The sequence below is a fragment of the Mesorhizobium sp. B1-1-6 genome, assembly GCF_006443035.1.
Classification (GTDB): domain Bacteria; phylum Pseudomonadota; class Alphaproteobacteria; order Rhizobiales; family Rhizobiaceae; genus Mesorhizobium.
Genome location: NZ_VFWR01000003.1, coordinates 398,338 through 423,145, shown reverse-complemented (window position 1 = coordinate 423,145; position 24,808 = coordinate 398,338). Strand labels below are relative to the sequence as shown.

The following is a 24,808-nucleotide window of genomic DNA, read 5'->3' as shown; positions in this document are numbered from 1 at the left end:
GGGAGAGAGCTCGAAGCCGACGCCGCCGGTGCTTCGTCTGGTCGGGACTTTTCTCCGTCGCAGGTTCTTGTCGCAAAACCGTGACCCGCTTTTGCGGAACCTGCCTAGACAGGTTCCTCATGATGCAGCCTCGCAAGTCCGCTATCGGCCAGACCTTTCAACAGTGCGTCGACATCGGCCCTGCAGCGCTCGGCGTCGACATCGTAGCGCGCGAGCACGGCCCGGCGGATTTCGGCAATTGGTTTCGGCTCCTGGATCAACTCCCAGATGAACGTGCCTACCCCGTTGAGGCTGTAGTAGATGTTGGATTTCAGGTTGAGAAGCGCCAGGCCATTGCCGAATTCGCAGGCAACCGCTTCCTTGGTCGCACTTACGCGATCGTGGTCAGATGGGTTCCAGTTCATCCGAAAACCTCGTTTGCTACACACTGTCCGCAATGCGTGCCGACCATTCTGGCGATGAAGAAAAGCCGGGTCAGGCAATGAAGAGAAGCCGGGATTTTCACCCCGACTCCCTTTATGGTTCTTGGATTCCAGAGGCCCAACGTGTCCCTCCAGAATCAGGACAGGCTCAGGAGAACGTCAGGTCGCCAATCGGCGTGTGCGCAGGAAATGCTGCGTCGAGCGCCGTGTTGCCGCCACCGCCCTGAGTGATGGTTTCAATCGAACCATGAACCGTCAGGCTGGGCGTTTCGTACTCCTGCTTTTCAACATTCTGTTCCATTTTACACTCCATCAAGGACTGGAAACGGCCTGTCGATTGCCGGCGGCACTTTCATGCTGCGATGCAATAGCTGCATGGCAGCATTTATGAGTCAAGCCTGATTTACCGCGCATTAATCAATTATGGACTGCGCGCGCAGACACAGTCGTGAGTAACGATCTCAAGCTTTGGCCTTGATCGCCTCGAGATCCCTGCATATGGGCCTAATGCACTAGGTCAGCATAAGAAATTGATTTGCATATATAAACTTTATAAGCCCTGTCACTTCAAGGCATGGCGACAATAATGCCCTAGCGCCGGGTCTCCCGGTAGGTTTGCTACGGAACGCCGAAAAGGCCACTCGTCCCTTGTGGTCCAGCAGTTCTCCTCATCGTTCGCCCGAGCCGGTTTCGATAAACGTCGGGGCCGGATTTTTGCGCTGCAAAAGGAAAAACTGGACGGCGCAAAAGTTTTTGGCGATGCTTTGCTTCGCACCTGCAGCATAGGCGTCGCGCCGATCGCTTCTGGAGAACCGTGCGCCCGATGGCCCTGACCGAACGTTCATATGAGCGACTGCGCGCCGCCGATTGCGCCAGCGAGATCGCCTATGTGCAGGCCTGTCTGCGGCTGTTCTTCGCGGCGCGATCCGGCGCCGCGCCCGGCGATGCCTCCGGCCTCTCCGTAACCAATGTCACCGACATAGCCAGGTTGAACAAGGTCGCGACCTTTATCCTCAAGGTGCTGTCGAGCGCACCCGCGAACGGGCCGCCGGCCCAGCTCTCCCAATGGCTCGACGCCTACCGCCGGAAGACCGTTTCGATGAACGCGTCCTGCATCATGGATTCGATGGCGATCCAGGCGGCGCTGCGCGACAGGCAGATCGATTTCGTTTTCCTGAAAGGTCCCTTCCAGCAGCATCTGCTTTACGACGACCATTTCATGAAGCCTTCGGGCGATGTCGACATATTGGTGGCGCCGGGCGGGTTTTTCAGGGCGCGCGAGGCGCTCCGCTCGATCGGCTACGAGATCGCCGGCAAGTCGCGCTCCGTCTGGTGGGTCCGTTTCCTCGGCGAACAGCACATGATCCGCGGCGACGGGCCGACGCAGTCCACCGTCGACCTGCATTATCGGCTCCAGCAACCCGGCTCGCCCAGCCCGCGCGACGCGGATGGCTTCCTGCGGCGCAAACGGCAGGTCGAGATCACCGGCGTCGAGGTGCCGTTCACATCGGTGGCCGACACTCTGCTGTTGTCCTGCATCAGCGTCGCCAAGGCGCTTTTTAACCGGGAACCCTGCGCCGGTTACGTCTGCGACGTGCGCGCCAGCGCCGACCGCTTGGACGAAGCCGAGCAGCAGCGCCTGCTCGACGCCGCCGCGGCGCAGGGGCTGGACGACACGCTGCTGCTTGGCCTGCGCGCCGCCGACGTGCTCCTCGGCGGCGCCGACACGCTCTTGTCGCAGCGCGCCGCGCGGATGCTGTCGCGCATCGGCAATGAGGATCTGCTCAACATGGTCATCGCGCCATGGCTGTCATCCCTGCGATGGCCGCAGCGGCGCACCGTGCTGTGGGAGTTGTGCGGTCGTGCGCCGGTCCGCTATCTGGCGGAAGCCGGCTGGGCGGCATCGGCCGACATCAGCCGCCGCATCTTCGAACGGCAGGGCAGCCCGTGACGGGAAGCCTGTCGGGCATCGAACACGTACAGGGCGAGGGCAGAATGGAACCTGTGCAAGAGGCAAATTCATGTCGATGACAAAATCAAAGGTCTGCGTGATCATCGCGGCCCGAAACGCGGCGCGAACAATCGCGGTCGCCATCGCGTCCGCGCTGCGCGAACCGGAAGTGGCCGAAGTCGTCGTCGTCGATGACGCCTCCACCGATGACACGGCCCAAGTCGCCCGCGCCGCCGATGACGGCAGCGACCGGCTCGCGGTGATCCGTCTCGACGTCAATCGCGGCCCCTCCTTCGCCCGCAACGCCGCCATCGCCGCCTCGCAATCGCCATTCATCGCCATTCTGGACGCCGACGACTTCTTTCTCGCGGGCAGATTTCACAATCTGTTTGCCGGCGCGGACTGGGATTTCGCGGCCGACAACATCATGCTCATCAGGGACGACGCCTTGAGCGATGTCACCCAGATCGTCGCACCGCAGTTCGCGGCCGAGCCGGAATTCCTCGACCTGGAGCGCTTCGTCGAAGGCAACATCTCCAGGCGCAACGTGCGCAGAGGCGAACTCGGTTTCCTCAAGCCGGTGATCAGCCGCGCTTTTCTCGACAGGCACGGCTTGCGCTATGACGAGAGCTTGCGTCTGGGCGAGGATTACGAACTCTACGCGCGCGCGGTCGCCAGCGGCGCGCGCTTCAAGGTCATCCGCTCCTGCGGTTACGGCGCCATCGTGCGGGCCGATTCGCTGAGCGGCCGCCACAAGACCCAGGACCTGAAGCGTCTTGCCGACGCCGACCTGGCGCTGCTGGCGATCGACAGCCTGCCTGAGGGTTCCAAAGCGGTGCTGCGCCGCCACGAGCGCCACGTGCGCGACAAATACCGGCTGCGCAATTTCCTCGACGTCAAGGCAGAGCGGGGCCTGGCGTCGGCCGCGGCCTATGCCTTCGCAAGCCAATCCAACCTGGTTCCCATCGTCCAGGGCGTGGCGTCCGACAAGCTCGAGGCGCTGTTTCGCCGCGTCGGGTTAGCCTCCCGGCGTCAACATGTGCCGCCAATGCGTTTTCTCATGGCCGGCACCAGCACGGGCAAGCAGCCTTGAATGCGGGCGTCCGGCCGCGCTCTTGCCAGCCCGTCGCGCAAAGCATTTCCGGCGGATTTATGAGTTTACGAATTGGGTGGTTGCCTAGCCGGCCGGAGGATGGCAGTCTATGTTGCGGTGCAGCAATTAGGATGGCCAATGAACCGGCCTCCGATCGGACTGCCCGATATTGAACCGGTAAGGGGCCCGGCCGACGGCCGGACTACCACAGGACTTTGAACGCATGGCCTCGATATTCGGCTTCAGATCAAGGAATCCGGCCCGCGACCGCCAGACCGACATCTCGCGCCTCGACCGCCTGGCGAAGCTGTTCGAGCAGATCGCGGCCGAGATCGAGGCCGAGCGAAACGGGCTGGAGAATCGCTACAAGGCGACGGCCACCAACGCCGCCTTTCTGGTCGAGGCCATGGAGAACGGCTCGGCGTCTGCGCGCCGTTCCGCCGAGGTCGATGAATTGACGACGTCGATCCTGAATTGCGAGCGCCGCATCGCGGCGCTGTCGCGCCAGAACGGCATGGTCCGGGAGCTTCGTCATTCGCTGGATATGGTTTTCGATGAGGACGGGTCGTCCGATATGACGGCCAGCGAGGGGCTCGCCAAACCGGCAGGCGCCGGCAGAGGGTGAAGGCTGAAGGGTGGATTTGGCGCGAGGCGAGAAGGCAGCTTGGGGAGGGGCTGACGAGAGAAAGAAAGCGCCGTTTGGCAACGGCTCGAATGGCTACTTTGGGTTGGGGATGCACAGCGCAAAGGTTGAGTTTCGTATGAATGCGGATCCGAGAACCACGTTCACCGTCGCAGTTCGCGGCATATCGTCAACGCGCCAGGCCAGGCAAGCCCGCCCGGGCGGTTCCACCGGACGCAGGGCTGCCCTGGTCGCGCTGGCCGCTCTCGCTGGCCTGTTCGCCGGGCCGGCGCCATCCTGGTCGCAGGATCTGAAGTCGGCGCCCTCATTCGTCGATGATTTCACCAGCTTCAACCGCCAGCGCTGGTATGTCTCCGATGGCTGGACGAATGGCGGCCATCAGAATTGCACCTGGGCGAAGGGGCAGGTCAGCCTGGCGGACGGCGTGCTGTCATTGGGTTTCGAGAAGCAGAAGACGAAGGATCGCGACTACGCTTGCGGCGAAATCCAGACCAAGCAGCGATTCGGCTACGGCACCTACGAGGCGCGCATGAAAACCGACACCGGTCCCGGCCTCAACGCGGCTTTCTTCTCCTATATCGGCCCGTCGGACAAGCAGCCCTGGGACGAGATCGACTTCGAGATCCTGACCAAGGACACGTCCAAGGTGCAGGTCAATGCCTACATCGCCGGCAAGGGCAAGAACGAGAAGCTGGTCGACGTGCCGGGCGGCACGGAAAAGGCCTTCAACGACTACGCCTTCGTCTGGCAGAAGGACAGTTTGCGCTGGTACGTCAACGGCCAGCTGGTGAACACCATCACCGATCCGGCAAAGCTGCCCAGTCATGCGCAGAAGATCTTCTTCAGCCTCTGGGGCAGCGATACGATGACCGGATGGTTGGGCGCATTCGCCGATCCCGGACGCAAGCTTTCGCTGCAGATCGAGCGCGTCGCCTTCACCGCGCAGGGCGAACCCTGCCAGTTTCCGGAATCGCTGGCATGCAGCGTAAAATAGAACCTATTGGAAAAGTCGATTTGAACCGGCCGGGCCGAACACGGTCCGCTGCCCTGGACAGGAACAAAACAGAATGAATTTGACGGTGTTTGGTATCGGCTATGTCGGTCTCGTGCAGGCTGCTGTGCTTGCCGAAGTGGGCCACCAGGTCGTCTGCGTCGACATCGACGCGAACAAGGTCGAGCGGCTCAATCAAGGTCTCGTCCCGATTTTCGAGCCGGGCCTGGAAAGCATCGTGAGGGAGAACCATGCCGCCGGCCGCATCAAGTTCACCACCGACGCGGCCGCCGCCGTCAGGCATGGTGAAATCCAGATGATCGCGGTCGGCACGCCTCCCGGCGAGGATGGCTCGGCCGATCTCAAATATGTGCTGGCGGTCGCCGAGGCGATCGGCCGGGAAATGGATGCGCCCAAGATCGTCGTCGGCAAGTCGACCGTGCCGGTCGGCACCTGCGAGAAGATCAAGGCCAGGATCGCCGAAACGCTGAAGAAAAGAGGCCGCGAGGACCTGACCTTCGACGTCGCTTCCAATCCGGAATTCCTCAAGGAAGGGTCCGCCGTCGCCGATTGCATGAGGCCGGACCGCATCATCGTCGGCACATCGAGCGAGGACACCGAGGCGGTGATGCGTGAGCTCTACGCCCCCTTCAACCGCAACCACGAGAAGATGATCGTGATGGATGTGCGCAGCGCCGAATTCACCAAATACGCGGCCAATTGCATGCTCGCCACCAAGATCAGCTTCATGAACGAAATGGCGAATCTGGCCGAACAGCTCGGCGCCGACATCGAGGAGGTGCGCAAGGGCATCGGCAGCGATCCGCGCATCGGCTACCACTTCATTTATCCGGGCCTCGGCTATGGCGGCTCCTGCTTTCCCAAGGACGTGCGCGCCCTGATCAAGACCGCCGAAGGCGTCAAGTTCGACGCCAAGCTGCTGCGCGCCGTCGAGGAGCGCAACAACGAGCAGAAGTCCGTGCTGTTCGACAAGGTGAACCGCTATTTCAAGGGCAACCTCAAGGGCAAGACCTTCGCGCTCTGGGGCCTGGCTTTCAAGCCCAACACCGACGACATGCGCGAGGCGCCCGCCCGCACGCTGATGGAGGCACTCTGGAACGTCGGCGCCACCGTGCAGGCCTATGATCCCGAGGCGATGCAGGAATGCCAGGCCATCTATGGGCTGCGCGACGACCTGCTTCTGTGCGGCACCAAGGAAGCGGCGCTGCGCGGCGCCGATGCGCTGCTGATCGCCACCGAGTGGAAGAGTTTTCGCGCGCCGTCCTTCGACGCGCTGAAGGACGCGCTGACCACGCCGATCATCTTCGACGGCCGCAACCTCTATGATCCCAAGGTCATCGCCCGCCACGGCATCGAATATCACTCGATCGGCAGGATGGCGGCATGAGACCGGGTTTGGGCAATCCAATGTGGGATCGCCGCGGCCGGCCGGTGTGCTTGCCATGACGAACGCACAAGACCCGGAAAGGAGTTGCGGCTGATGGTGCTGGACGTAAAGCCGGAGCAGATCACCAAGGACCACTTCGACGTTGTCGCGATCGGTTCCGGTTTCGGTTCGGCCTTCTTCCTGCACGAATTCACGAAGCGGCGTAAGGCGCGCATCCTGCTCCTGGAATGGGGCCGCCACAACACGCATGAATGGCAGCTCAAGCAGAACGTCAACACCGACATCGAGGACGAGTCGACCTACAAGACCAATTCCGACAAGCCCTGGAACTACACGATCGGGCTGGGCGGCGGCACCAATTGCTGGTTCGCGCAGACGCCGAGGTTCCATCCCAACGATTTCAGGCTGAAAAGCACCTACGGCATCGGCAATGACTGGCCGATCAGCTATGACGACGTCGAACCGTTCTATTGCGACGCCGAAGACATCATGTCGATCTCGGGCGATCCCGACATGGCGGCGATGCTGCCGCGCTCGAAGCCTTTTCCGCAGCCGCCGCACCGCATGTCGACGCCCGACCGGATGATGAAGGCGGCGCAGCCCGGCCAGCATTTCGTTATGCCGACCGCGCGCGCCCGCGTGCCGACCGCGCAGCGCACCTCGTGCTGTGCCAACCTCAGATGCTGGCTATGCCCGGTCGACGCCAAGTTCACCGCCAACAATGGCCTGATGCATGTCTTCGAGCATCCCGACGTGTCGGTCTGCCTCGGTTCGGAAGTGCGCAGGCTCGACCATGTCGGCGGGACGGTCCGCTCGGTCACCTTCGTCCATGGCGGCAAGGAATATCAGGTCAGCGGCGACCTCTTCATTCTCGGCGCCAATGCCATCCAGAGCGCGGCGATCATGCTGCGGTCCGGCCTGGGAGGCGAATTCGTCGGCCGCGGCCTGCATGAATCCTATGGCTGGAATTTCGAGGTCTATCTCGACGGTGTCGACAATTTCGACGGCAGCACCATCACCACCGGCTTGAATTTCGGCCTCTATGACGGTCCGCACCGGTCCGAGCACGCCGCGGCGCTGGTCTATTTCGAGAACCGCTGGCAACACGGCATGCGCGCCGAGAAAGGGCGGCTGCGCCAGGCTCTGCCGCTTGTCGTGGTGACCGAGAACCTGCTCGACCATGAGAATTTCGTCACGCTCGACGAGAACGACAACGCCTTCGTCAGCTTCAAGGCGCCGTCGGACTACGCGGTCAAGGGCATGGCGCGGGCGCTGGAGAAACTGCCCGGGCTGCTCGCCCCGCTACCGGTCGAACAGCTTTTCGATCGCGGCATCCGGCCAACCGAATCGCATGTCCAGGGTACGCTCCGGATGGGGACGGGCCCGGCCGATTCGGTGGTCGACAGCGGCATGATTCATCACCAGCTCAGGAACCTGGTCGTGGTCGGCACCAGCACATATCCGAGCTGTTCATGCGCCAATCCGAGCCTGACCGCGGCAGCGCTGTCCCTGCGGGCGGCGAGCCGGATGGCGTGAGAGGAGCAAACCAGATGATAGAGATCTCGCGACGCTCCGCACTGGCCGTCATGGCGGGCGGGGTGGTGTCGACCGGCATTGCCTACGCGGCAGTATCCTCCTTTTCTGATGAGGATCTGGTGCGCGTCACGCTCGAGAAATATTTCGGCAAGCTCAACATGCGCATCGAGCATTTGCAGCAGTTCGTCCTGGCGTTCCGCGACAGGAACCCGTGGATATTCCCGAGCAAGAAACTCAGCGACGCCGTCACCTTGCTCGAGGAGGCAAGGCTGGGCAAAGCCCGCGCTCTGCTGCCGGAGCAGAAGAAGCAGGACCTCCTGCATTTCGACCGCTGGCTGATCGCCGAATTCCACATGCTGACCGACTACGCCTGGCGCAGTTCGCCGGGCGATCCGATCCGGTTCACCGGATGGCAGCCATGCACCAATCCGTTCGCCAATCTCGAGCAACAGAGTGCCTGAGGCGGTGCCGGAGCAAGCTCTCGGGCCACATTGAACGAAACGCGAAAGAACCAGGAGCCAGGACCATGAAAGTTCTTTTTGCAGGCGGAAACGGATACACGCCCGAATTCAGCGGCGGCGTCCAGTCGAGCACCCATCATCTGGCGGAACAGTTGATCGAGCACGGCCATGAGGCGGCCGTACTGGCCGCCCTGTTCGGCGACGGTGTCTTCGGCTTCAAGGCGCGCGCCAAGATGAAGCTGCTGCGTCAGCCGGCGGTCATCGACAGTTTTCCCGGTTATCCGGTGGTGCGGGCCTGGTTTCCCTGGAAGGCGGCCGACTTTGCCGTCCGCAGATTGAAGCCGGACGTGGCCGTCGTCCAATGCCACAAGTCGGTTCCGGTGGGCAAGGCGCTGCAGGCCGAAGGCGTGCCGCTGGTCGTCTATCTCAGGAATGTCGAGTTCCATGAGCTGGGCGGCGATCTGCGCGAGTTGCATTCGGCGCTCTACATCGCCAATTCGCAATTCACCGCGCGCGCCTACAAACAGAAGTTCGGCATCGATGCGGCGGTGCTGCCGCCGACCATCAATGCCGCCCTCTACAGCACGCCGACCACGGGCCAGTTCGTCACCTTGATCAATCCGTACGAGGAGAAAGGCTTCGAGCTCGCCGTGCGCATCGCCGGCGCCTGCCCCGAGATTCCGTTCCTGTTCGTGGAGAGCTGGAAGCTCGCCGACGATCATCGCGCCCGCATCGAGCAGACCATCGCCCCGTTCTCCAACATCAGGCTGGAGAACCGCACCGGCGACATGAAGACCGTCTATGGCCGCACCAGGATCCTGCTGGCGCCCAGCAAATGGGAAGAGGCCTGGGGCCGTGTGGCCTCGGAAGCCCATTGCAGCGGCATTCCCGTCATTGGCTCGCGGCGCGGCGGCCTGCCCGAAGCGATCGGACCAGGCGGCGTGGTGCTCGATTACGAAGCTCCGCTCACCGACTGGGTCGCGGCTGTCAGGCTGCTGTGGAACGACCGCCAGGAATATGACCGGCTCTCGGCCACGGCGCGCGGCTTCTCCGAGCGTCCGGAGCTCGATCCTGATCGCCAGTTCCTCACGTTCTTTTCCATACTGGACAAGGCCACACAGCAGCGTTCGCGGCAGGCGGCGTAGCCAAGGCTTAGCCGGCACCGGCCCCGGCAGCCTTGTGATAGGAATTTTTTCTTGACAGGGTGAAGCAGCTATGGTAGATTTTCTGTCATGGTGCTGAGTTGCGCCGGAAGCTGCCGCGGGTTTTTCGTTTGATGCTTCTCGACCACGCGCCGGCGAACACTCCGAACGAACCCGTTAATCTGGACTCGCAGCCTTGGCGGATCAGGCCAGGCGCTTGACCCGGCTTTTCAGCGTCTCGTAGCCGCGGGCGCCAAGCAGCGCGCGGGCAAGGGCCTTGGCGGCGCCCTTGCGGCCTTCCTGTGATTTGGCCTGTCGCAACCTGGCCGGCAGGTTGCGCGCCGCCTGGCCGAGCGCCGGGAGCGACAGCGCGTTGGGAAAGCTGACCATGTGCGTTTCGACGCACAGCACCGGTTTGCCCGACAGCTCGGTGATCCTCAGCGCCTGCTCGTGCTCGCTCTCGATGAACAGGATGGCATCGGATTTGCGGTAGAATTCGGCCTTGAAACTGCCATGCGCGCCAAGCCGCTGGCGCTCCGCCTTGCTCGGCAGGTCGAGCATGATCAGATGATCGTACTTGATCTCGTGCTTGGCCAGCCATGCCTCGGTCAAGGCGCGGTATTTCTCCAGCCGGCTGGTCACCAGCCAGCCGATCTTGCGGGTCGCGGTATGGAGCGGCCGCGCTTCGCTGAGGAATTTCTCGTAGGCCGGACCGTCGTCGTTTTCCGCCTCGGTCGGATCGAGGCACAGCACCCCGTCTATGTCGACGCAGCATTGCGCCAGGAATTTGTGATGCATGAAGTTCCACTGGAACATGCGCGGGTGCGGCACGACCTCGAAGACGACATCGGTCTCGGCATGCTGCGGCTCAAGCCCGAACACGGCGGCAAAGGTGTAGTCGGCCTCGATGCCGGCACCCTCTATGCGGGCGCGGGCGTCGCGCATGGCGTTGCCGCCGGAGACGCTGTCGTCGATCACCAGCACCTTGCGCATTTCCGCGACCTTGCGGTCGAGCACCGCACGGCGCTTGGTGATGCCCGATGTGTAGACGCGACCCTCGAGGAAGGAGTCCAGGTCGGTCATCGGTATGTTCGCCGCGAGACTGACCAGCGTCGCCGCCAGCACCCCGCTTCTGGGGACGCCGACCACCAGGTCGATGTCGCGCGGCAACCGGTGAAGGTTGCTGACGATCGCGTCGTTCATGTCTGAGATCGATCGGTAATGCATGGATCAGGCCTGATGCTCGGGTGAACGGTAAGGGTCGAAAGCGCCAAAATTATTGCGCCTCGCGCGGTGCTGCCGCCGGCGGCCTTGCCGGCAGCATTTTCAAGGCCTCGCGCAAGGCTTCACGGCCGGCTGCGAAGGCCAGCGCGATGACGATGGTGATGAGATAGGCAAGGATCGCGCCGCTGGCCAAGGCAATGACATGCTGCTGCGGCAGCAGCGGCTTGACCAACCAGACCACCGCCAGCGCCACATGCGCGCCGAGCACGAACGGCGTCGCCGCGCGAAGCACGTGGCTTGCCCGCAGCGGCCCGCTCCTGCCGACATAGAGCCACAGGAAAGGCGTGCGCAGATATTCGCTGACGGCATAGGCGATCGCCACGCCGAGCGCGCCATAAGGCAGGCCCAGCACGAAAGCGAGCACCGACGTCGCCGCCGTGATGATGCCCCAGCGCATGAAGTCGCCGGAACGGCCCTGGCTGACGAACAGCCATCCGGCCGGATTGTTGAGCGGCTGCAGCAGCCCGGCGAAGCCCAGCGCCAGGAAAATGCCGGCGCTCGCGCGCCATTGCTCACCGAGCACGAAGGGGATGAGTATGTCGGACATGGCGGTGGCGAAAGCGACGCCGGGAAGCGCCACCAGCAGGATCAGCGGCATGACGCGAAGATAGGCGCTGCGGTAGCGGTCGGGCTCGTCCTTCAGCCTGGAAAGAGCCGGCACCATCACCTTCGACAGCGGGTTCGTGATCTGGCTCAGCGGGAACAGGAGCAGCTTGTAGGCACGGTCATAGAGGCCGAGCTGCGCCTCGCCCCAGTATTTTCCGATCAGCACGTTGTCGAGATTGCGGGCGAAGAAATTGGCGAAGTTGAAGCCGGTTATGCCGGCGCCGAAATTGATCAGCTCGCTGATCCCGGCGACCTTGCGCGGCAGGCTGGGCCGCCAGCGCGAACTGGCCCAGTAGCACAGCGTCGGCAGCACGGCTCCGGTCAAGGTGCCGGCGAAAAGTGCCCAGTAGGAGCGGTCGACGAATGTCCAGGCGATCGACACGGCAAGACCAGCCACGGCGCCTGCGACATCGATGATGGCCAGGCGGCCGAACTGCATGCGGCGCGTCAGGAGCGCCAGATGCTGCGCACCGAGGCCGTAGGCCATGATCTGCAGGCCCAGCGCCGCCACCAGGCCAGCCACACGCGGTTCGCCGTAGAAGGCGGCGACCAGCGGTGCCGCGCCGGCAAGCACGCAGGCCAGGATGGCGCTGACGGCGACGTTGATCCAGAACAGGTAGTTCACCTCGTCGTGCCGTATGCCCGATTTCTGGATGGTCGCCTGGGTGAGGCCGAAATCCTGGAACAGCGCGATGAAGGCCAGCACCGGCGCGCACATCGCCACGACGCCGAAATCCTGCGGCAACAGGAGACGCGACAGCACGATGACGGAAATGATCTGCGTGGCGACCCGCACGGACTGCGACAAGGCCGTCACGACCGCGCCACGCCCGACCGATTTGCGCAGCGAGCCTTCTGGCGGATCGAATGGATTGGCTTCCAAATTCAGGATTCCTGATTCTTGTGCAGGTTCCGACCAGGAACCCTGCAACCGCCGCCGCGGCCAAATTACGGCATTTATTTTGCAGTGCAACAAAAAACGTGGATTTTGCTACGCTGCACCAAAAATGTTGCGATGCAGCAAGACCTGTACTAGGTTCGCCGTGGGTGGGCCAACAGCGGTCGAGTTTTCATGCTGAATGTCTTGTACCTTGTGCATGACGTTTCCGACCCGGCAGTGCGCCGGCGGATTACCATGCTCAGGGCAGGTGGCGCCCAGGTCACGCTCGCAGGCTTCCGTCGCACGGCAAATCCCATTGCCGACGTCGAGGGTTTGCGGCCGCTGGATCTCGGCGCGACGCGTGACGGGCGATTCGCCCAGCGTCTGACGGCAGTCGCCAAGGCGGCGGTTTCGATCGGCGCCAGGCTCCGCGGCATGCCGAGGCCCGATCTCATCATCGCGCGCAACCTGGAAATGCTGGCGCTCGCCCGCCGCGCCAACACGGCGTTCGGCGCCGCGGTGCCGATCGTCTATGAATGCCTCGACATCCATCGCCTGATGCTTCGCAGCGATGCGGTTGGCAGGGCGCTGCGTGCCACGGAACGTTACCTTGCCAGGGACGTAAGGCTGCTGGTGACCAGCTCGCCCGCGTTCACCGCCAATTATTTCGAACCGTTCGGCCAGGTGACGGCGCCGGTCGAACTGGTCGAAAACAAATATTTCGAGGCAGCGGCGATCCTGCCGGCCGAGCATGAGATGGCCGAGGCGCCTGTCGCGCCACCCTGGCGCATCGGCTGGTTCGGGGCATTGCGCTGCCGCCGCTCGCTCGAACTCCTGGCCGATTTCTCGCGCCGCGCCGATGGCCGGTTCGAGATCGTGCTGCGCGGCCGCCCGGCATTGACCGAATTCCCGGATTTCCACGCCTTCGTAGAGGCGGAGCCCTGGCTTTCGTTTCGCGGACCCTACCGCAACCCGGAGGACATGGCGGCGATCTACCGGGACGTGCATTTCTCCTGGGCGATCGATTTCTTCGAGGCGGGCCAGAATTCCGAATGGCTGCTGCCCAATCGCCTCTATGAAGGCTGTCGTTTCGGCGCGGTGCCGATCTCGATGGCCAACACGGAAACTGGGCGGTTCCTCGGCCGGCAAGGCATCGGCATTCTGTTGCCCGAAGCCTCACCCGACGCGCTCGAAGCCGCCATCGGCAAGATGGAGGAGCGCCGCTTCAGCACGTTGAAGGAGCGCGTTCTGTCGCGCAACCCCAGGATATGGAGCTATGATCGCAGCGATTGCCAGGCGCTGGTCGACAAGCTTCGCAGCCTGGCCGCCATGCGCCAACCCTTCGCGGCCGAGGCTTTGGCCTAGGATGGAGATCGCCCGATGATGCAAGCGCTCCCCTCCAGCCTGATCGTGATTCCCTGCCTCAACGAGGCAGCCCATATCGGTGGGCTGCTCGACCAGCTCAGCCCCGCGGCGGCGAGGCTCGGTGCCAGGATCGTCGTTGCCGATGGCGGCAGCACCGATGATACCCCGGCCATTGTCGGCGAACGCGCGAAAGAGGATCCCCGCATCGTCCTGCTCCACAATGAAAAGCGCATCCAGAGCGCGGCGATCAATCTTGCCGTCGCCAGATTCGGCGATGGTGCCGAATATCTGATCCGCATCGATGCCCATGGCGGCTACCCCGCCGACTATTGCGACCGGCTGGTCGAGGAAGCGCTGGCCACGGGCGCCGATTCGGTCGTGGTCTCGATGCTGACCAGCGGCAGCGGCACCGTGCAGAAGGCGGCCGCGGCGGCACAGAATTCAAAGCTCGGCACCGGCGGTTCCAAGCACAGGCATCTGTCCGCCGGAGAATGGGTCGATCACGGCCATCACGCGCTGATGCGGATTTCTGCCTTCCAGGCCGTCGGCGGCTATGACGAGACGTTCAGCCATAATGAGGACGCCGAGCTCGACTACCGGCTGAGACAGGCCGGCTACAGGATCTGGATGAGCGGCAGGACGCAGATGGTCTACTATCCGCGCGCGTCGCTCAGCGGCCTCTATTTCCAGTATCTCGGCTACGGCCGCGGACGCGCCAAGAATGTCCTGAAGCACCGCATCATCCCGAAGGTCCGGCAGATGGTGCCGCTGCTGGTGTTCCCGGTGGTGGTGCTCGCGGCCTTTTCCTTCGTGCACTGGCTGGCGGCGGTGCCGCTTTTGATCTGGGCATCCGTATGCCTCGGCTATGGCCTGTGGACGGCGGTAAGCCAGCGCAATGCCGACATCGCGCTTGCCGGCGTCTCGGCGATGGTCATGCATTTCGGCTGGTCCGTCGGTTTCTGGCTGCAGCTTCTCGGCCTTGGCAAACAGCGCGGGGTCGCGTGATGGCGGTTCCAGGCAAGAACCGCAGCATCGATATCGGCGTGTGCACGTTCCGCCGGCCGGAATTGGCCCACACGCTGCGCTCGCTCGACGCCATGGACAGGCTGGCCGGTTTCGATGTCCGTGTCATCGTCGCCGACAATGACGACACGCCGAGCGCCAGGGATCTGGTGACGGCCCTGGCGCGCGAACTGACGCTGCCGATCAGCTATCACCACTGCCCGGCGCGCAACATCTCGATCGCCCGCAATGCCTGTCTTGACGCCAGCACGTCGGATTTCGTCGCCTTCATCGATGACGACGAGACGGCTTCGCCGCGTTGGCTTGCCGAGCTCGTCGCAACAGCCCAGGCAAGTCGCGCCGCCGCCGTGCTGGGCCCGGTCAAGGCGCGCTATGGGGCCGATGCGCCGGACTGGATGCGGCGTGGCGACTTCCATTCGACCTTGCCGGTCTGGGTGCGCGGCGAGATCCGCACCGGCTACACCTGCAACGTGCTGCTCGACATGGGGTCGGACAGCCTGCGCGGGCGCCGCTTCAGCCTGGCGCGTGGCCAGACCGGCGGCGAGGACACCGAATTCTTCGACCAGATGCACAAGACAGGCGGCACGATCGCGTTTTCTCCGGAGGCTTGGGTGGACGAGGTCGTGCCACGGACCAGGGCCGCGTTCGACTGGCTTGGCCGCCGCCGCTTCCGCGTCGGGCAGACGCATGGCCATCTCCTGGGGCGCAATGCCAGCGGCATTGGCCTGCTCAAACAGGTCGCCATTGCCTCGGCAAAGGCAGCCTATTGCTTCGCCGCGGCGTTTCCCTTCCTTGCCAGCCCCGTGCGGCGGAACCGCAGCGTGCTGCGCGGCATTATGCATGTCGGCGTCGTCAGCGGCCTTGTCGGCATCCGCGAGATTCGTCTCTACGGCCAGCCCTCGCCACAGGAAGGAGGCAAGCGTGCAGCCTGACGTCAGCTTCGTCCCGGACGTTTCCTTCGTCATTGCAGCCTACAACGCCGAGGCGACCCTCGACCGGGCGATCGCCAGCGCCATCGCGCAGAAGGGTGTCAGCGTCGAGGTCGTCGTCGTCGACGACAAGTCGCGCGACGCCACGCTCGACGTGGCAAGGGCCTATCCGCAGGACATCGTGCGCGTCGTGGCGCTCGCGCAGAACAGGGGCCCCGGCGGCGCCAGGAACGCCGGCCTCGAGGCTGCCCGCGGCCGCTGGGTCGCGGTCCTCGATTCCGACGATGCGGTCTATCCCGGCCGCATCGCCGCCATGATCGCGCGGGCCGAAAGGGCGGGCGCGCAAATCGCCGTCGACAACCTCCAGGTCGTCCGCGAGGACGGCGTGATCGAGGATGCGATGTTCCCGACGCGCTATCTGGAGGAATTGGGCGAGATCTCGCTGGCCAGCTATATCGCCGGCAACGTCGTCTTCGAATCGAAGTTCAATCTCGGCTATCTCAAGCCGATCTTCGAGCGCCGCTTCCTGGAAGAAAACGGACTTCGCTACGACGAGGACCTGATCATCGGCGAGGATTACATATTCCTGGCCAACGCCCTGGCCAAGGGCGGCAGGTGCGTGGTCGAGCCTGACATCGGCTATGCCTATCACATCCGCAGCGGCTCCATTTCGCGCGTGCTCGAGCCTCATCATGTCGAGGCGATGCGCAAGGCCGATGCGATTTTCGCTCAAAGCCATCAGATGGACGCGGCCGCGCAAGCGGCCTTCGCCCGGCGCAGCCGCAGCCTGCGCAAGGCAGCCTCGTTCCTGTCGATGGTCCAGCACATCAAGGCGCGGTCCCCGCTCAAGGCGATCCGGACGGCGCTCAGCGACCCGGCGGCGGTCAGGCATATGGGCATGCCGATCGCCGTGCGGTTGCGACGAGTAGCGGCACAATTTGCCGTAGGGGCGGGGAGGTGAAGATGCAGGCACATGGAGGGATTTTTCCTGGCCTGCGAATGGACTGAAGTCGATCTCCTCAGAAGGAACTTGCGATGAAGAAAATCAGGAAGGCCGTGATACCGGTGGCGGGGCTTGGAACGCGGTTCCTGCCGGCGACCAAGTCGATGCCGAAGGAAATGCTTCCCGTCGTCGACCGGCCCGTCGTGCAATACGCCGTCGATGAGGCCTTCGAGGCCGGCATCGAGCACATCGTGTTCGTGACCGGCCGCAACAAGGCGGTTATCGAGGATTATTTCGACCTGCATCCGGAATTGATCGGAACACTGGAGCAGAGCGGCAAGAAGGCGCAATTGCAGTCGCTGGAAAGCCTGCTGCCGGTGGCCGGCGCCACCAGCTTCATCCGCCAGCAATCCCCGCAAGGCCTTGGCCACGCCGTCTGGTGCGCGCGCGAGGTCATCGGCAACGAGCCCTTCGCCCTGCTTTTACCTGATATGGTTTCGTTCGGCGGCCGCGGCTGCCTGGCCGAGGTCGCCGACCTCTATGCCGAGACCGGCGGCAACGTCATTGCGGTCGAGCGCTGTGACCCGACCGAGACCAACAAATACGGCATTGTCGGCCGCGGCGCCGACATTGGCGGCGGTTTCGAGGTGACGGCGATGGTCGAAAAGCCGGCGCCGGCCAATGCGCCGTCGAACTTCTACATCAACGGCCGCTATATCCTGCAGCCCGAGATCTTCGCCCTGCTCGGCAACCAGCAGCGCGGCGCGGGCAATGAGATCCAGCTGACCGACGCCATGGTCCGCCTGGCGCAGGAGCAGTCCTTCTTTGCCCAGCCTTTCAAGGGCCGCATGTTCGACTGCGGCTCGAAGGAGGGCTTTATCCAGGCCAACATCGCCTTCGCCTTGGCGCGCGACGACATGAAGGGTCCGGTTTTCGAGATGCTCCAGGAGTTCGTCCGGTCGCATGAACGACAGGAAGAAGCCGCATAATGCCCATGTTTCGGGAGCATTGTCGGACGGCTGACGGTGCGATGCGCGCAACGCCCTGTGGCGTCCGGCATGGAACTTGCGTTGCTTTTTGGCAATGCTCCCGATCTTCGAAGTGCCTGGGAGCCAAGGCATGATCCCGGAAAGCGCAAGGCGGTTTTCGGAAAAGATCATGTTCAAACAGTGAGATAGAGCCCATCCCGATGATTGGGATGGACGGGCTCTGGAATTGGACCGAAGATGAACTATGCCAACTTTCCTCTCGACAAGAGGATGCCATTGCCGAATTCGGAAGCAGGAGACGGCGAAGACTTCATCGATGTCGAGCGGCTGCTTGGCATGGCAGCGCGGCAGGCCAAGGTGGTTGTCCTGGGCGCGGTCATTGGTCTTGTCCTGGGCCTGCTCTATCTGCAGACCACGCCGCCCAAATACCAATCGGTCTCGAGCGTGCTGATCGATGAGGGGCTGAACAAGATCGTCGACGACATTTCGGCGGCGTCGACGACCATGCAGACCGATTCGGCCATCCTGAGCCAGATCGAAATCCTGACCTCGACGAGGCTTGCCGCCGTGGTCGTCGACAAGCTGAAGCTCGACCGCAACGACGCATTCATGAACCCGCCCCAGTCGGCGCTCGCCCAGGGCATCGGCCTGATCCGCGGCCTGATCCAGTATGTTCGCCCTAGTCCTCCCATGCCGGGCGTCGGCGACGTCACCAAGCTCGACCCCGCCACCCGCGATGCGCTGATCGCGACCTCACGTCGCGACTACGCGATCCTCAAATTGCAGAACGAGGTGCAGGCGGAGCGCGTCGGGCGAAGCTATGTCATCGCGCTCGGCTACCAGGCGACGGACCCGGCACTGGCGACCGCGATCACCAAGGCCTATGCCGATGCCTATCTCGCCGACCAGCTCGACGCCTCCTTCGATGCCACCGAGCGCGCAGCGGTCTGGCTGCAGGGCCGGCTGACGGAACTGCGCGAAAGCTCGCAGGCGGCATCGCTCGCGGTCGAGAAATTCAGGGCCGAGCACGGCCTGTCCGCCAACAGCGACGGCCAGCTGATGAGCGCCAAGCAGCTTGCCGACCTCAACGCCCAGCTTATCGTGGCGCAGGCCGATACGGCCCGGGCCAGCGCCCGCTACCAGCAATACAAGTCCATCGTTGAAAGCGGTTCGGAGAACGCCTTCAAGGATGCCGCCATATCGAGCGACCAGCCGAGCAGCTCGGTCATCGCGGCGCTCAAGACGCGCTATCTCGCCGTCGCCAAGCGGCAGCAGGATGTCGAGGCCAATTTTGGGCCGCAGCATCCGCAGGCGGTGGCGCTCGCCAAGGAGAAGGCCGACATATCGGCGCAGATATTCGGCGAGCTGAAGCAGCTGACCGAAAGCTATCGCAACGAATATGAAGTGGCGCTGGCGCGCGAGACCGCGCTCAGGGCCAATGTCGCCGCGGCGCAAGGCAAGAGCGCCATCGACAACCAGTCGCAGGTCAAGCTGCGTGAACTCGACCAGAAGGCGACGGCGCTCTCCACGCTCTACCAGACATTCCTCGGCCGCTACGAGGAAGCCGCCCAGCAGCAATCCTTCCCGGTCGGCAAGATCCGCATCATCTCGGATGCATCGACGCCGCTCAGCGCCTCCAGCCCGCGCACGGTGGTTGTGCTGGCGCTCTCGCTTGTGCTGGGCACGTTGATGGGTGCCGGGCTTGGCGGCCTGAACGAATTCAACGAGCGTTTCTTCAGGACCGGCGAGGATGTCCGCGACCGCGTCGGCCTCAAATTCCTCGGTTATCTGCCTGTCATCGGCGGCAAGACCGCCAGGGAGGAAAAGCCGGCCGACCCGGATCTCAAAACCGCCAAATCGCCGGCCGCGGCCGAAAAGCGCGCGCGCATGCGCGTCAGCGTCGATGCTCCGGCGTCGATGTTCTCCGAGACGCTGCGCAGCGCAAAGATCGCCTTCGACGTCGTCATGGAAGGGCAGGGCAGCCGCGTCATCGGCGTCATCTCGGTCCTTCCCGGCGAAGGCAAGTCGACGGTCGCGGCCAATCTGGCCGGACTGCTCGCCGCCAACGGCGCCAGGACGCTGCTGATCGACGGCGACCTGCGCAATCCGGGCTTGAGCCGCAGCCTCGGCATGGAGGCCGAGCAGGGACTGATGGAAGCGGTGGTGAGCGGCCAGACCTGGCAGTCGGTCGGCAAGATCGACCGGCAGACCAAGCTGGCGATCATTCCGGCCGTGCTGCGCGGCAATTTCTCGCATACCAGCGAGCTTCTCTCCTCGGCCGGCATGCGGCGCTTCATCGACAACGCCAAGGAGACCTTCGAATACATCGTCGTCGATCTGCCGCCGCTGGGGCCGGTGGTCGACGCCAAGGCCTTCGCGCCGCTTGTCGACGGCTTCGTGCTGGTCACCGAATGGGGCCGCACGCCGCGCGCGATGGTGAGATCGATGCTCGAATCCGAACCCTATGTCGCCAACAAGATCGTCGGCGCGGTGCTGAACAAGGTCGATCTCAAGAAGCTCGCCAAATACGGCTCGTTCGGAGCGTCCGAAAAATTCTTCGGCCAGTACTCGAGCTATTATCTCGACAAGACCGAAGTGCGCAGCAAGACAACGGTCTGAGTTCAACCGTGGCGATTTCCGTGCCTGAGTGACGAGGCAGGTCATCGCCTATGTGGCTGCGGCGGGCTACAATGGGAGTCTAAACCCGGGCATCATCCGGCAGGCAATGTCAGCTTACGCGGCCAATAGCGGCTCGCCACCAAAAGACTGAGATGGACGACAACTATTCCGAGGATGCCTGCCAAAGCCTTCAGTGAGCCGTCCGAAAGGCGCGCATGCCGACCGGGTTCGAGGAGCTGCATCAGCTCCAGCACAGTGGCTACGACGACAACTATAGTGACAGTGCCAGCCAAGCGGTTTGGAAAGCCGAGCCCCATTGCCACGCCGAACAGAACGTAGGCGAGGGCGCGTTCGAAATCTGGGTCACCCAGGTGGGGCCGCATCTGGATTGGCGACAGCGTCGCGAAGACAATGACGGCGAGCAAAGCAAGGGCGGCAATGCGAGAGATGAGGGTCATTGCCGTTCGTAAAGCGAACAAGCCGGCGAAACAAGTACGGGCATCTTCAAGGGTCGAATTTATAACGAGGTAGCTTCCGTACTGCTTGGCGGATTCAAGCAGCCGCGCCCGATCCAAAGACCCATGCTAGCCCGTGACGCCCGGTTTCTTTGGCTGATTGGCGATGTCTATGAAATGACATCCGGAGCAATATTGTATTGCGCAGAATCGACGCGCTTTGAGGTTGGCGACATGGATTGGAAGCAGGTCGGCCCCAGAGCAGATCAGTCTATTTCGCTTGCGAGCGATTTCGACGGCAGGTCGATCGTCCGCTCTGGATGGACGGCGGTGTCGGTCCAAGCCCTGGTCAGTTTGAGTTCTGACCGGGTTTCGCAGACAGCGCGATCGGGTCGGTTTCGATAAGCCGAAGCGACCGCACCATGTTCGCCGTTTGCGTCTTGTACTTGAGAAAATGCGGTGTGGTCAGATGGGCTTCGTACGCCGTCTGATCGGCGTAGCATTCGATCACGCGCACCTTTTCAGGCGCACCTTTTTCCGACACGGCATGAAGGAAAAGCACGCCCGGCTCGATTCGCACGGAGGCCTCGATCTCTTCGGCAATCAGGGCCTTGTAGCTGTCGATCTGGTCAGGATCGATTTCCAGTTCGGCTATCCTGACGATCCGCATCGATTGGTCCCTAGCTTTGTACAGGGCCGCGACTCCCTATCCAGGCCTCGGAACCCTGCGGCTGGACAGTGCGCTCCTGTGAGGAAGGCACCGAGGTGCCCGTTGGTCAATCTTTATTGGTCAACAAGATCGCGACTACGCGGCCCTGAGCCGGTAGCGGAACACCGTGTGGTCGAGCAGCAGCCGGATGCGCGGTTCAGCTTCGGTCGCCACCAGCCAGCTTGCCGCGATCATGGTCGCGCCGACCGTTGCCATGGACAACAGATAAGGCAGCCCGGCGCGGATCATCGCGCCGAGCATCGCCGCGCCGATGACGTCGTGGATCAGATAGAGCGGGTAGGTCATCAAGCCGATCCGGCGCCAGCCGCTCCAGCTGAGGTCGAGCCGCAGTGACCACGCCATCAGGGCGATGGCGACCAGGAAGACAAGGATCGGCGGCGCATAGGGCATCGCGGCGCCGACCTTGGCGCTGTGGACATCGACCGAACTGGCGATTTGCAGCACGCCCCCGCCCAGGAACAGCAGGCAGAAGGCCAGGCGCGAGGCCGTCACCGCCTTGAACCGCATCAGCCAGATGAGCACGCCGACGGCGAAAAAAGAGCCATGGTGCACCAGGACGAGCTGCAGCCAGCGTGTCTCGGCGAGGTCGGACCAGCCGAGCGGATAATAGAGGCACCAGAACAGCGTGCTGACGAGGCCGATCACGACTGCCACCGTCTCCATCAGGTGGAAGCGGCCAAGCCGCAACAGGATCCAGACGACAGCGTAGAAGGCGATCTCGATGCCGAGCGTCCAGTAGACGCTGTCCACCCAAGGGCCGTAGGGCGCGAAAAGGCCGGTGCGAACGAGCCTGATCACGGCATCGGTTGGCCAGCTCAGACCGGTGAGCAGCAGCACCGCCGCGGTCACCGGCGCGCAGATCCAGACCGCCGGCGCCAGCCTTTTCACCCTTGCCTCGAAAAACCGCAGCGGCGTCGAATTCTCGGCGCTGAAGGCGATGACGAAACCGCTGATGACGAAGAATATCTGCACGCCGACCCAGCCGGAGCCGACCAAGGCCATTTCGGGATGGGGCGGGATGCCGCCGGTCGCGCGCGCCGAAACCCCGTCAGGGAATGCCCATACCCAGAAGCCATAGTGATAGAACATCACCATGACGGCGGCCAGGAAACGCAATATGTCGACGCCGCCGAATGTCGCCTTGTGCTGAGCCATGCCGTGCCTTTGGAATGGCCCCCCAAGCCAAACCCTAGAGTCTGTTGTTGCATTGCACAACAAAAGATTGGCCAGATGTGACAGTTGGCGCCGACCGCTCAACAAACGGAAGGATCGGGTCTGCTGCGCCCGATCATCTAGACCCCGATGCCGCGCTCCTTCAGCACGGCCGTGATCTCGTCGAGGATGACCGGGTCGTCGATCGTCGCCGGCATGGTCCAGTCTTCCTTGTCGGCGATCTTCTGCATGGTCCCGCGCAGGATCTTTCCCGACCGCGTTTTCGGCAGCCGCTTGATCGTCACCACCGTCCTGAAGGCGGCGACCGGGCCGATGCGCTCGCGCACCAGCCCCACCACTTCGCTCTCGATGAGGCCGATCTCGCGCGAGACACCAGCGTTGAGCACGACGAAGCCGAGCGGAACCTGGCCCTTCATCGAATCGGCGATGCCGACGACGGCGCATTCCGCGACATCGGGATGCGTTGCCAGCACCTCTTCCATGGCGCCGGTCGACAGCCGGTGGCCGGCGACATTGATGATGTCGTCGGTGCGGGCCATCACGTAGAGGTAGCCGTCCTCGTCGATCATGCCGGCATCGGCCGTCTTGTAGAAGCCGGGGAACTCGTCGAGATAGGCCTGGCGGAAACGGGCGTCGGCGTTCCACAGCGTCGGCAGGCAGCCCGCCGGCAGCGGCAGCTTGACCACGACATTGCCGAGCGTGCCGCGCGGCACCTCGTGGCCGGCATCGTCGAGCACGCGGATGTCGTAGCCGGGCATCGGCACGCCGGGTGAGCCGTATTTTACCGGCAGCAGGCCAAGGCCCGCGGGGTTGATGGTCATTGGCGAGCCGGTCTCGGTCTGCCACCAATGGTCGATGACCGGCACGTTCAGTTTTTGCTCCGCCCATTTGATGGTTTCGGGATCGGCGCGCTCGCCGGCGAGGAACAGCGTTCGGAATTTCGACAGGTCGTATCTGGCGACGAATTCGCCCCTGGGATCCTGCCCCTTGATGGCGCGGAACGCCGTCGGCGCGGTGAACAGGGCGACCACGCCATGCTGCGCGATCACCCGCCAGTAGGTGCCGGCATCGGGCGTGCCGACCGGCTTGCCTTCGAACAGGATGCTGGTGCAGCCATGCAGCAGCGGCCCGTAGACGATGTAGGAATGGCCGACCACCCAGCCGACATCGGACGCCGCCCAGAACACTTCGCCGGGCTTGACGCCGAACTCGTTTTCCATCGTCCATTCGAGCGCCACCATGTGGCCGCCATTGTCGCGAACGATGCCCTTGGGCTGGCCGGTCGTGCCTGACGTGTAGATGATGTAGAGCGGGTCGGTGGCAAGCACTGGAACGCAGTCGACATTGGCGCCGGCCGCCCGCTCGCGCGCGACCGCGTCCGCATAGTCGATGTCGTAATTGTCCCTGAGCTCGCAGCGCAATTGGTCGCGCTGCAGGATCAGGCAGGCGTCCGGCTTGTGGCGGGATATCTCGATCGCCTTGTCGAGCAGCGGCTTGTAGGCGACAACGCGGCCGGGCTCCAGGCCGCAGGAGGCCGAAATGATCACCTTCGGCCTGGCGTCGTCGATGCGGGTGGCGAGCTCATGCGAGGCAAAACCGCCGAAGACGACCGAATGCACGGCGCCGATGCGGGCGCAGGCAAGCATGGCGATGGCCGCTTCCGCCACCATCGGCATGTAGATGATGACGCGATCACCCTTGCCGACGCCGCGGTTCTTCAGCACCGAGGTCAGCGCCACCACTTCGCGTTTGAGCTCGGCATAGGTGAATGTCTTCACGCTGCCGGTGATGGCGCTGTCATGGATCAGCGCGATCTGGTCGGCACGCCCGCCGGCGACATGCCGGTCGAGGGCATTGTAGCAGGTGTTGCAGGTGGCGCCGGTAAACCAGCGGCCATAAACGCCGGCTTCCGCATCGAACACCTTGTCATAAGGTGTGTACCAATCGATGGCGTCGGCGGCATCCGCCCAGAACTTTTCCGGGTCGCGTTTCCAGCCGTCATAGACCTCGTGATAGCGTGAAGCCATCCATTTCCTCCCCAGGAAGATTTGCCGTCTTGGCGATAGCCTATGCTGTTTTTTCCGGCGATGTCTTCCCTCAATTCGTCTGATCCGGTCCGGTCCTGGTCGCAAAGGTGCGACATCGTGGCCTCCGGGAAGAAAAGC

Annotated in this window: 22 protein-coding genes; 14 read left to right on the top strand and 8 right to left on the bottom strand. The window is 63.4% G+C overall.

Annotation, left to right across the window (positions count from 1 at the left end):
• Window positions 1-104 precede the first annotated feature (104 nt).
• Both FJ979_RS08640 and FJ979_RS08635 read right to left on the bottom strand, forming a co-directional pair.
• Window positions 105-404 carry a PqqD family protein gene (locus FJ979_RS08640; RefSeq protein WP_140497191.1) on the bottom strand — a complete coding sequence of 100 codons (300 nt, stop codon included), beginning with the start codon at window positions 402-404 and terminating at the stop codon, window positions 105-107.
• A 166-nt stretch (window positions 405-570) separates the two neighbouring features.
• Window positions 571-723 carry a lasso peptide gene (locus tag FJ979_RS08635; RefSeq protein ID WP_140497189.1) on the bottom strand — a complete coding sequence of 51 codons (153 nt, stop codon included), beginning with the start codon at window positions 721-723 and terminating at the stop codon, window positions 571-573.
• Between the two features lie 522 nt (window positions 724-1,245).
• Between FJ979_RS08635 and FJ979_RS08630 the strand changes: the two genes are divergently transcribed.
• The 8 genes from FJ979_RS08630 to FJ979_RS08595 all read left to right on the top strand — a co-directional run bounded on the left by FJ979_RS08630 (window position 1,246) and on the right by FJ979_RS08595 (window position 9,650).
• Window positions 1,246-2,373, top strand: a complete 1,128-nt coding sequence (locus FJ979_RS08630) for a nucleotidyltransferase family protein (RefSeq protein ID WP_140497187.1) — start codon at window positions 1,246-1,248, stop codon at window positions 2,371-2,373.
• Window positions 2,374-2,443: 70 nt separating this feature from the next.
• Window positions 2,444-3,466, top strand: a complete 1,023-nt coding sequence (locus tag FJ979_RS08625; protein WP_140497185.1) for a glycosyltransferase — start codon at window positions 2,444-2,446, stop codon at window positions 3,464-3,466.
• Window positions 3,467-3,689: 223 nt separating this feature from the next.
• Entirely contained in the window at window positions 3,690-4,091 is a 402-nt protein-coding gene (locus FJ979_RS08620; protein ID WP_140512927.1) for a hypothetical protein, read from the top strand.
• Between the two features lie 136 nt (window positions 4,092-4,227).
• Complete coding sequence (locus FJ979_RS08615; RefSeq protein ID WP_140497181.1) at window positions 4,228-5,103, top strand: family 16 glycosylhydrolase; 876 nt, start codon at window positions 4,228-4,230, stop codon at window positions 5,101-5,103.
• A 73-nt stretch (window positions 5,104-5,176) separates the two neighbouring features.
• Window positions 5,177-6,508 (top strand): UDP-glucose/GDP-mannose dehydrogenase family protein, encoded by a 1,332-nt coding sequence (locus FJ979_RS08610; RefSeq protein ID WP_140497179.1) that lies wholly within the window; start codon window positions 5,177-5,179, stop codon window positions 6,506-6,508.
• 93 nt (window positions 6,509-6,601) lie between these two features.
• Window positions 6,602-8,044, top strand: coding sequence for a GMC family oxidoreductase (locus FJ979_RS08605; protein WP_140580556.1), 1,443 nt, complete (start codon window positions 6,602-6,604; stop codon window positions 8,042-8,044).
• Window positions 8,045-8,058: 14 nt separating this feature from the next.
• Window positions 8,059-8,505, top strand: coding sequence for a hypothetical protein (locus FJ979_RS08600; RefSeq protein ID WP_140580554.1), 447 nt, complete (start codon window positions 8,059-8,061; stop codon window positions 8,503-8,505).
• Between the two features lie 65 nt (window positions 8,506-8,570).
• Window positions 8,571-9,650, top strand: coding sequence for a glycosyltransferase (locus FJ979_RS08595; protein ID WP_140580552.1), 1,080 nt, complete (start codon window positions 8,571-8,573; stop codon window positions 9,648-9,650).
• 201 nt (window positions 9,651-9,851) lie between these two features.
• On the opposite strand, the gene FJ979_RS08590 is transcribed toward FJ979_RS08595, so the two are convergent.
• Both FJ979_RS08590 and FJ979_RS08585 read right to left on the bottom strand, forming a co-directional pair.
• Window positions 9,852-10,874 (bottom strand): phosphoribosyltransferase family protein, encoded by a 1,023-nt coding sequence (locus FJ979_RS08590; protein WP_140497171.1) that lies wholly within the window; start codon window positions 10,872-10,874, stop codon window positions 9,852-9,854.
• A 49-nt stretch (window positions 10,875-10,923) separates the two neighbouring features.
• Window positions 10,924-12,420, bottom strand: coding sequence for a lipopolysaccharide biosynthesis protein (locus tag FJ979_RS08585; RefSeq protein ID WP_140580550.1), 1,497 nt, complete (start codon window positions 12,418-12,420; stop codon window positions 10,924-10,926).
• Window positions 12,421-12,609: 189 nt separating this feature from the next.
• Here FJ979_RS08585 and FJ979_RS08580 point away from each other — a divergent pair, with 189 nt between their 5' ends.
• From FJ979_RS08580 to FJ979_RS08555, 6 genes are all read left to right on the top strand, one after another.
• Window positions 12,610-13,782 (top strand): glycosyltransferase, encoded by a 1,173-nt coding sequence (locus FJ979_RS08580; protein WP_140523572.1) that lies wholly within the window; start codon window positions 12,610-12,612, stop codon window positions 13,780-13,782.
• A 15-nt stretch (window positions 13,783-13,797) separates the two neighbouring features.
• Window positions 13,798-14,787, top strand: coding sequence for a glycosyltransferase family 2 protein (locus FJ979_RS08575; protein WP_140523575.1), 990 nt, complete (start codon window positions 13,798-13,800; stop codon window positions 14,785-14,787).
• Complete coding sequence (locus FJ979_RS08570) at window positions 14,787-15,737, top strand: glycosyltransferase (RefSeq protein WP_140523578.1); 951 nt, start codon at window positions 14,787-14,789, stop codon at window positions 15,735-15,737. The genes FJ979_RS08575 and FJ979_RS08570 overlap by 1 nt, the downstream gene beginning before the upstream one ends.
• Complete coding sequence (locus FJ979_RS08565; protein WP_140523580.1) at window positions 15,727-16,695, top strand: glycosyltransferase family 2 protein; 969 nt, start codon at window positions 15,727-15,729, stop codon at window positions 16,693-16,695. Before FJ979_RS08570 ends, FJ979_RS08565 begins: the two co-directional genes overlap by 11 nt.
• A gap of 74 nt (window positions 16,696-16,769) precedes the next feature.
• Entirely contained in the window at window positions 16,770-17,666 is an 897-nt protein-coding gene (locus FJ979_RS08560; protein ID WP_140512943.1) for a UTP--glucose-1-phosphate uridylyltransferase, read from the top strand.
• 237 nt (window positions 17,667-17,903) lie between these two features.
• Window positions 17,904-20,285 (top strand): polysaccharide biosynthesis tyrosine autokinase, encoded by a 2,382-nt coding sequence (locus FJ979_RS08555; protein ID WP_140497157.1) that lies wholly within the window; start codon window positions 17,904-17,906, stop codon window positions 20,283-20,285.
• Between the two features lie 92 nt (window positions 20,286-20,377).
• Here FJ979_RS08555 and FJ979_RS32470 read toward each other — a convergent pair whose 3' ends face one another.
• From FJ979_RS32470 to FJ979_RS08535, 4 genes are all read right to left on the bottom strand, one after another.
• The gene (locus FJ979_RS32470) at window positions 20,378-20,860 is read right to left on the bottom strand and encodes a hypothetical protein (RefSeq protein ID WP_181165290.1); all 483 of its coding nucleotides are present in this window, start codon (window positions 20,858-20,860) and stop codon (window positions 20,378-20,380) included.
• 229 nt (window positions 20,861-21,089) lie between these two features.
• A complete protein-coding gene (locus tag FJ979_RS08545) occupies window positions 21,090-21,410 on the bottom strand; it encodes a putative quinol monooxygenase (RefSeq protein WP_140497155.1) in 321 nt (106 codons plus the stop codon).
• 135 nt (window positions 21,411-21,545) lie between these two features.
• Window positions 21,546-22,625, bottom strand: a complete 1,080-nt coding sequence (locus FJ979_RS08540) for an acyltransferase (protein ID WP_140523583.1) — start codon at window positions 22,623-22,625, stop codon at window positions 21,546-21,548.
• A 137-nt stretch (window positions 22,626-22,762) separates the two neighbouring features.
• Window positions 22,763-24,670: a propionyl-CoA synthetase gene (locus FJ979_RS08535; protein WP_140580548.1), complete on the bottom strand. Its 1,908-nt coding sequence runs from the start codon at window positions 24,668-24,670 to the stop codon at window positions 22,763-22,765.
• Between the last annotated feature and the right edge of the window lie 138 nt (window positions 24,671-24,808).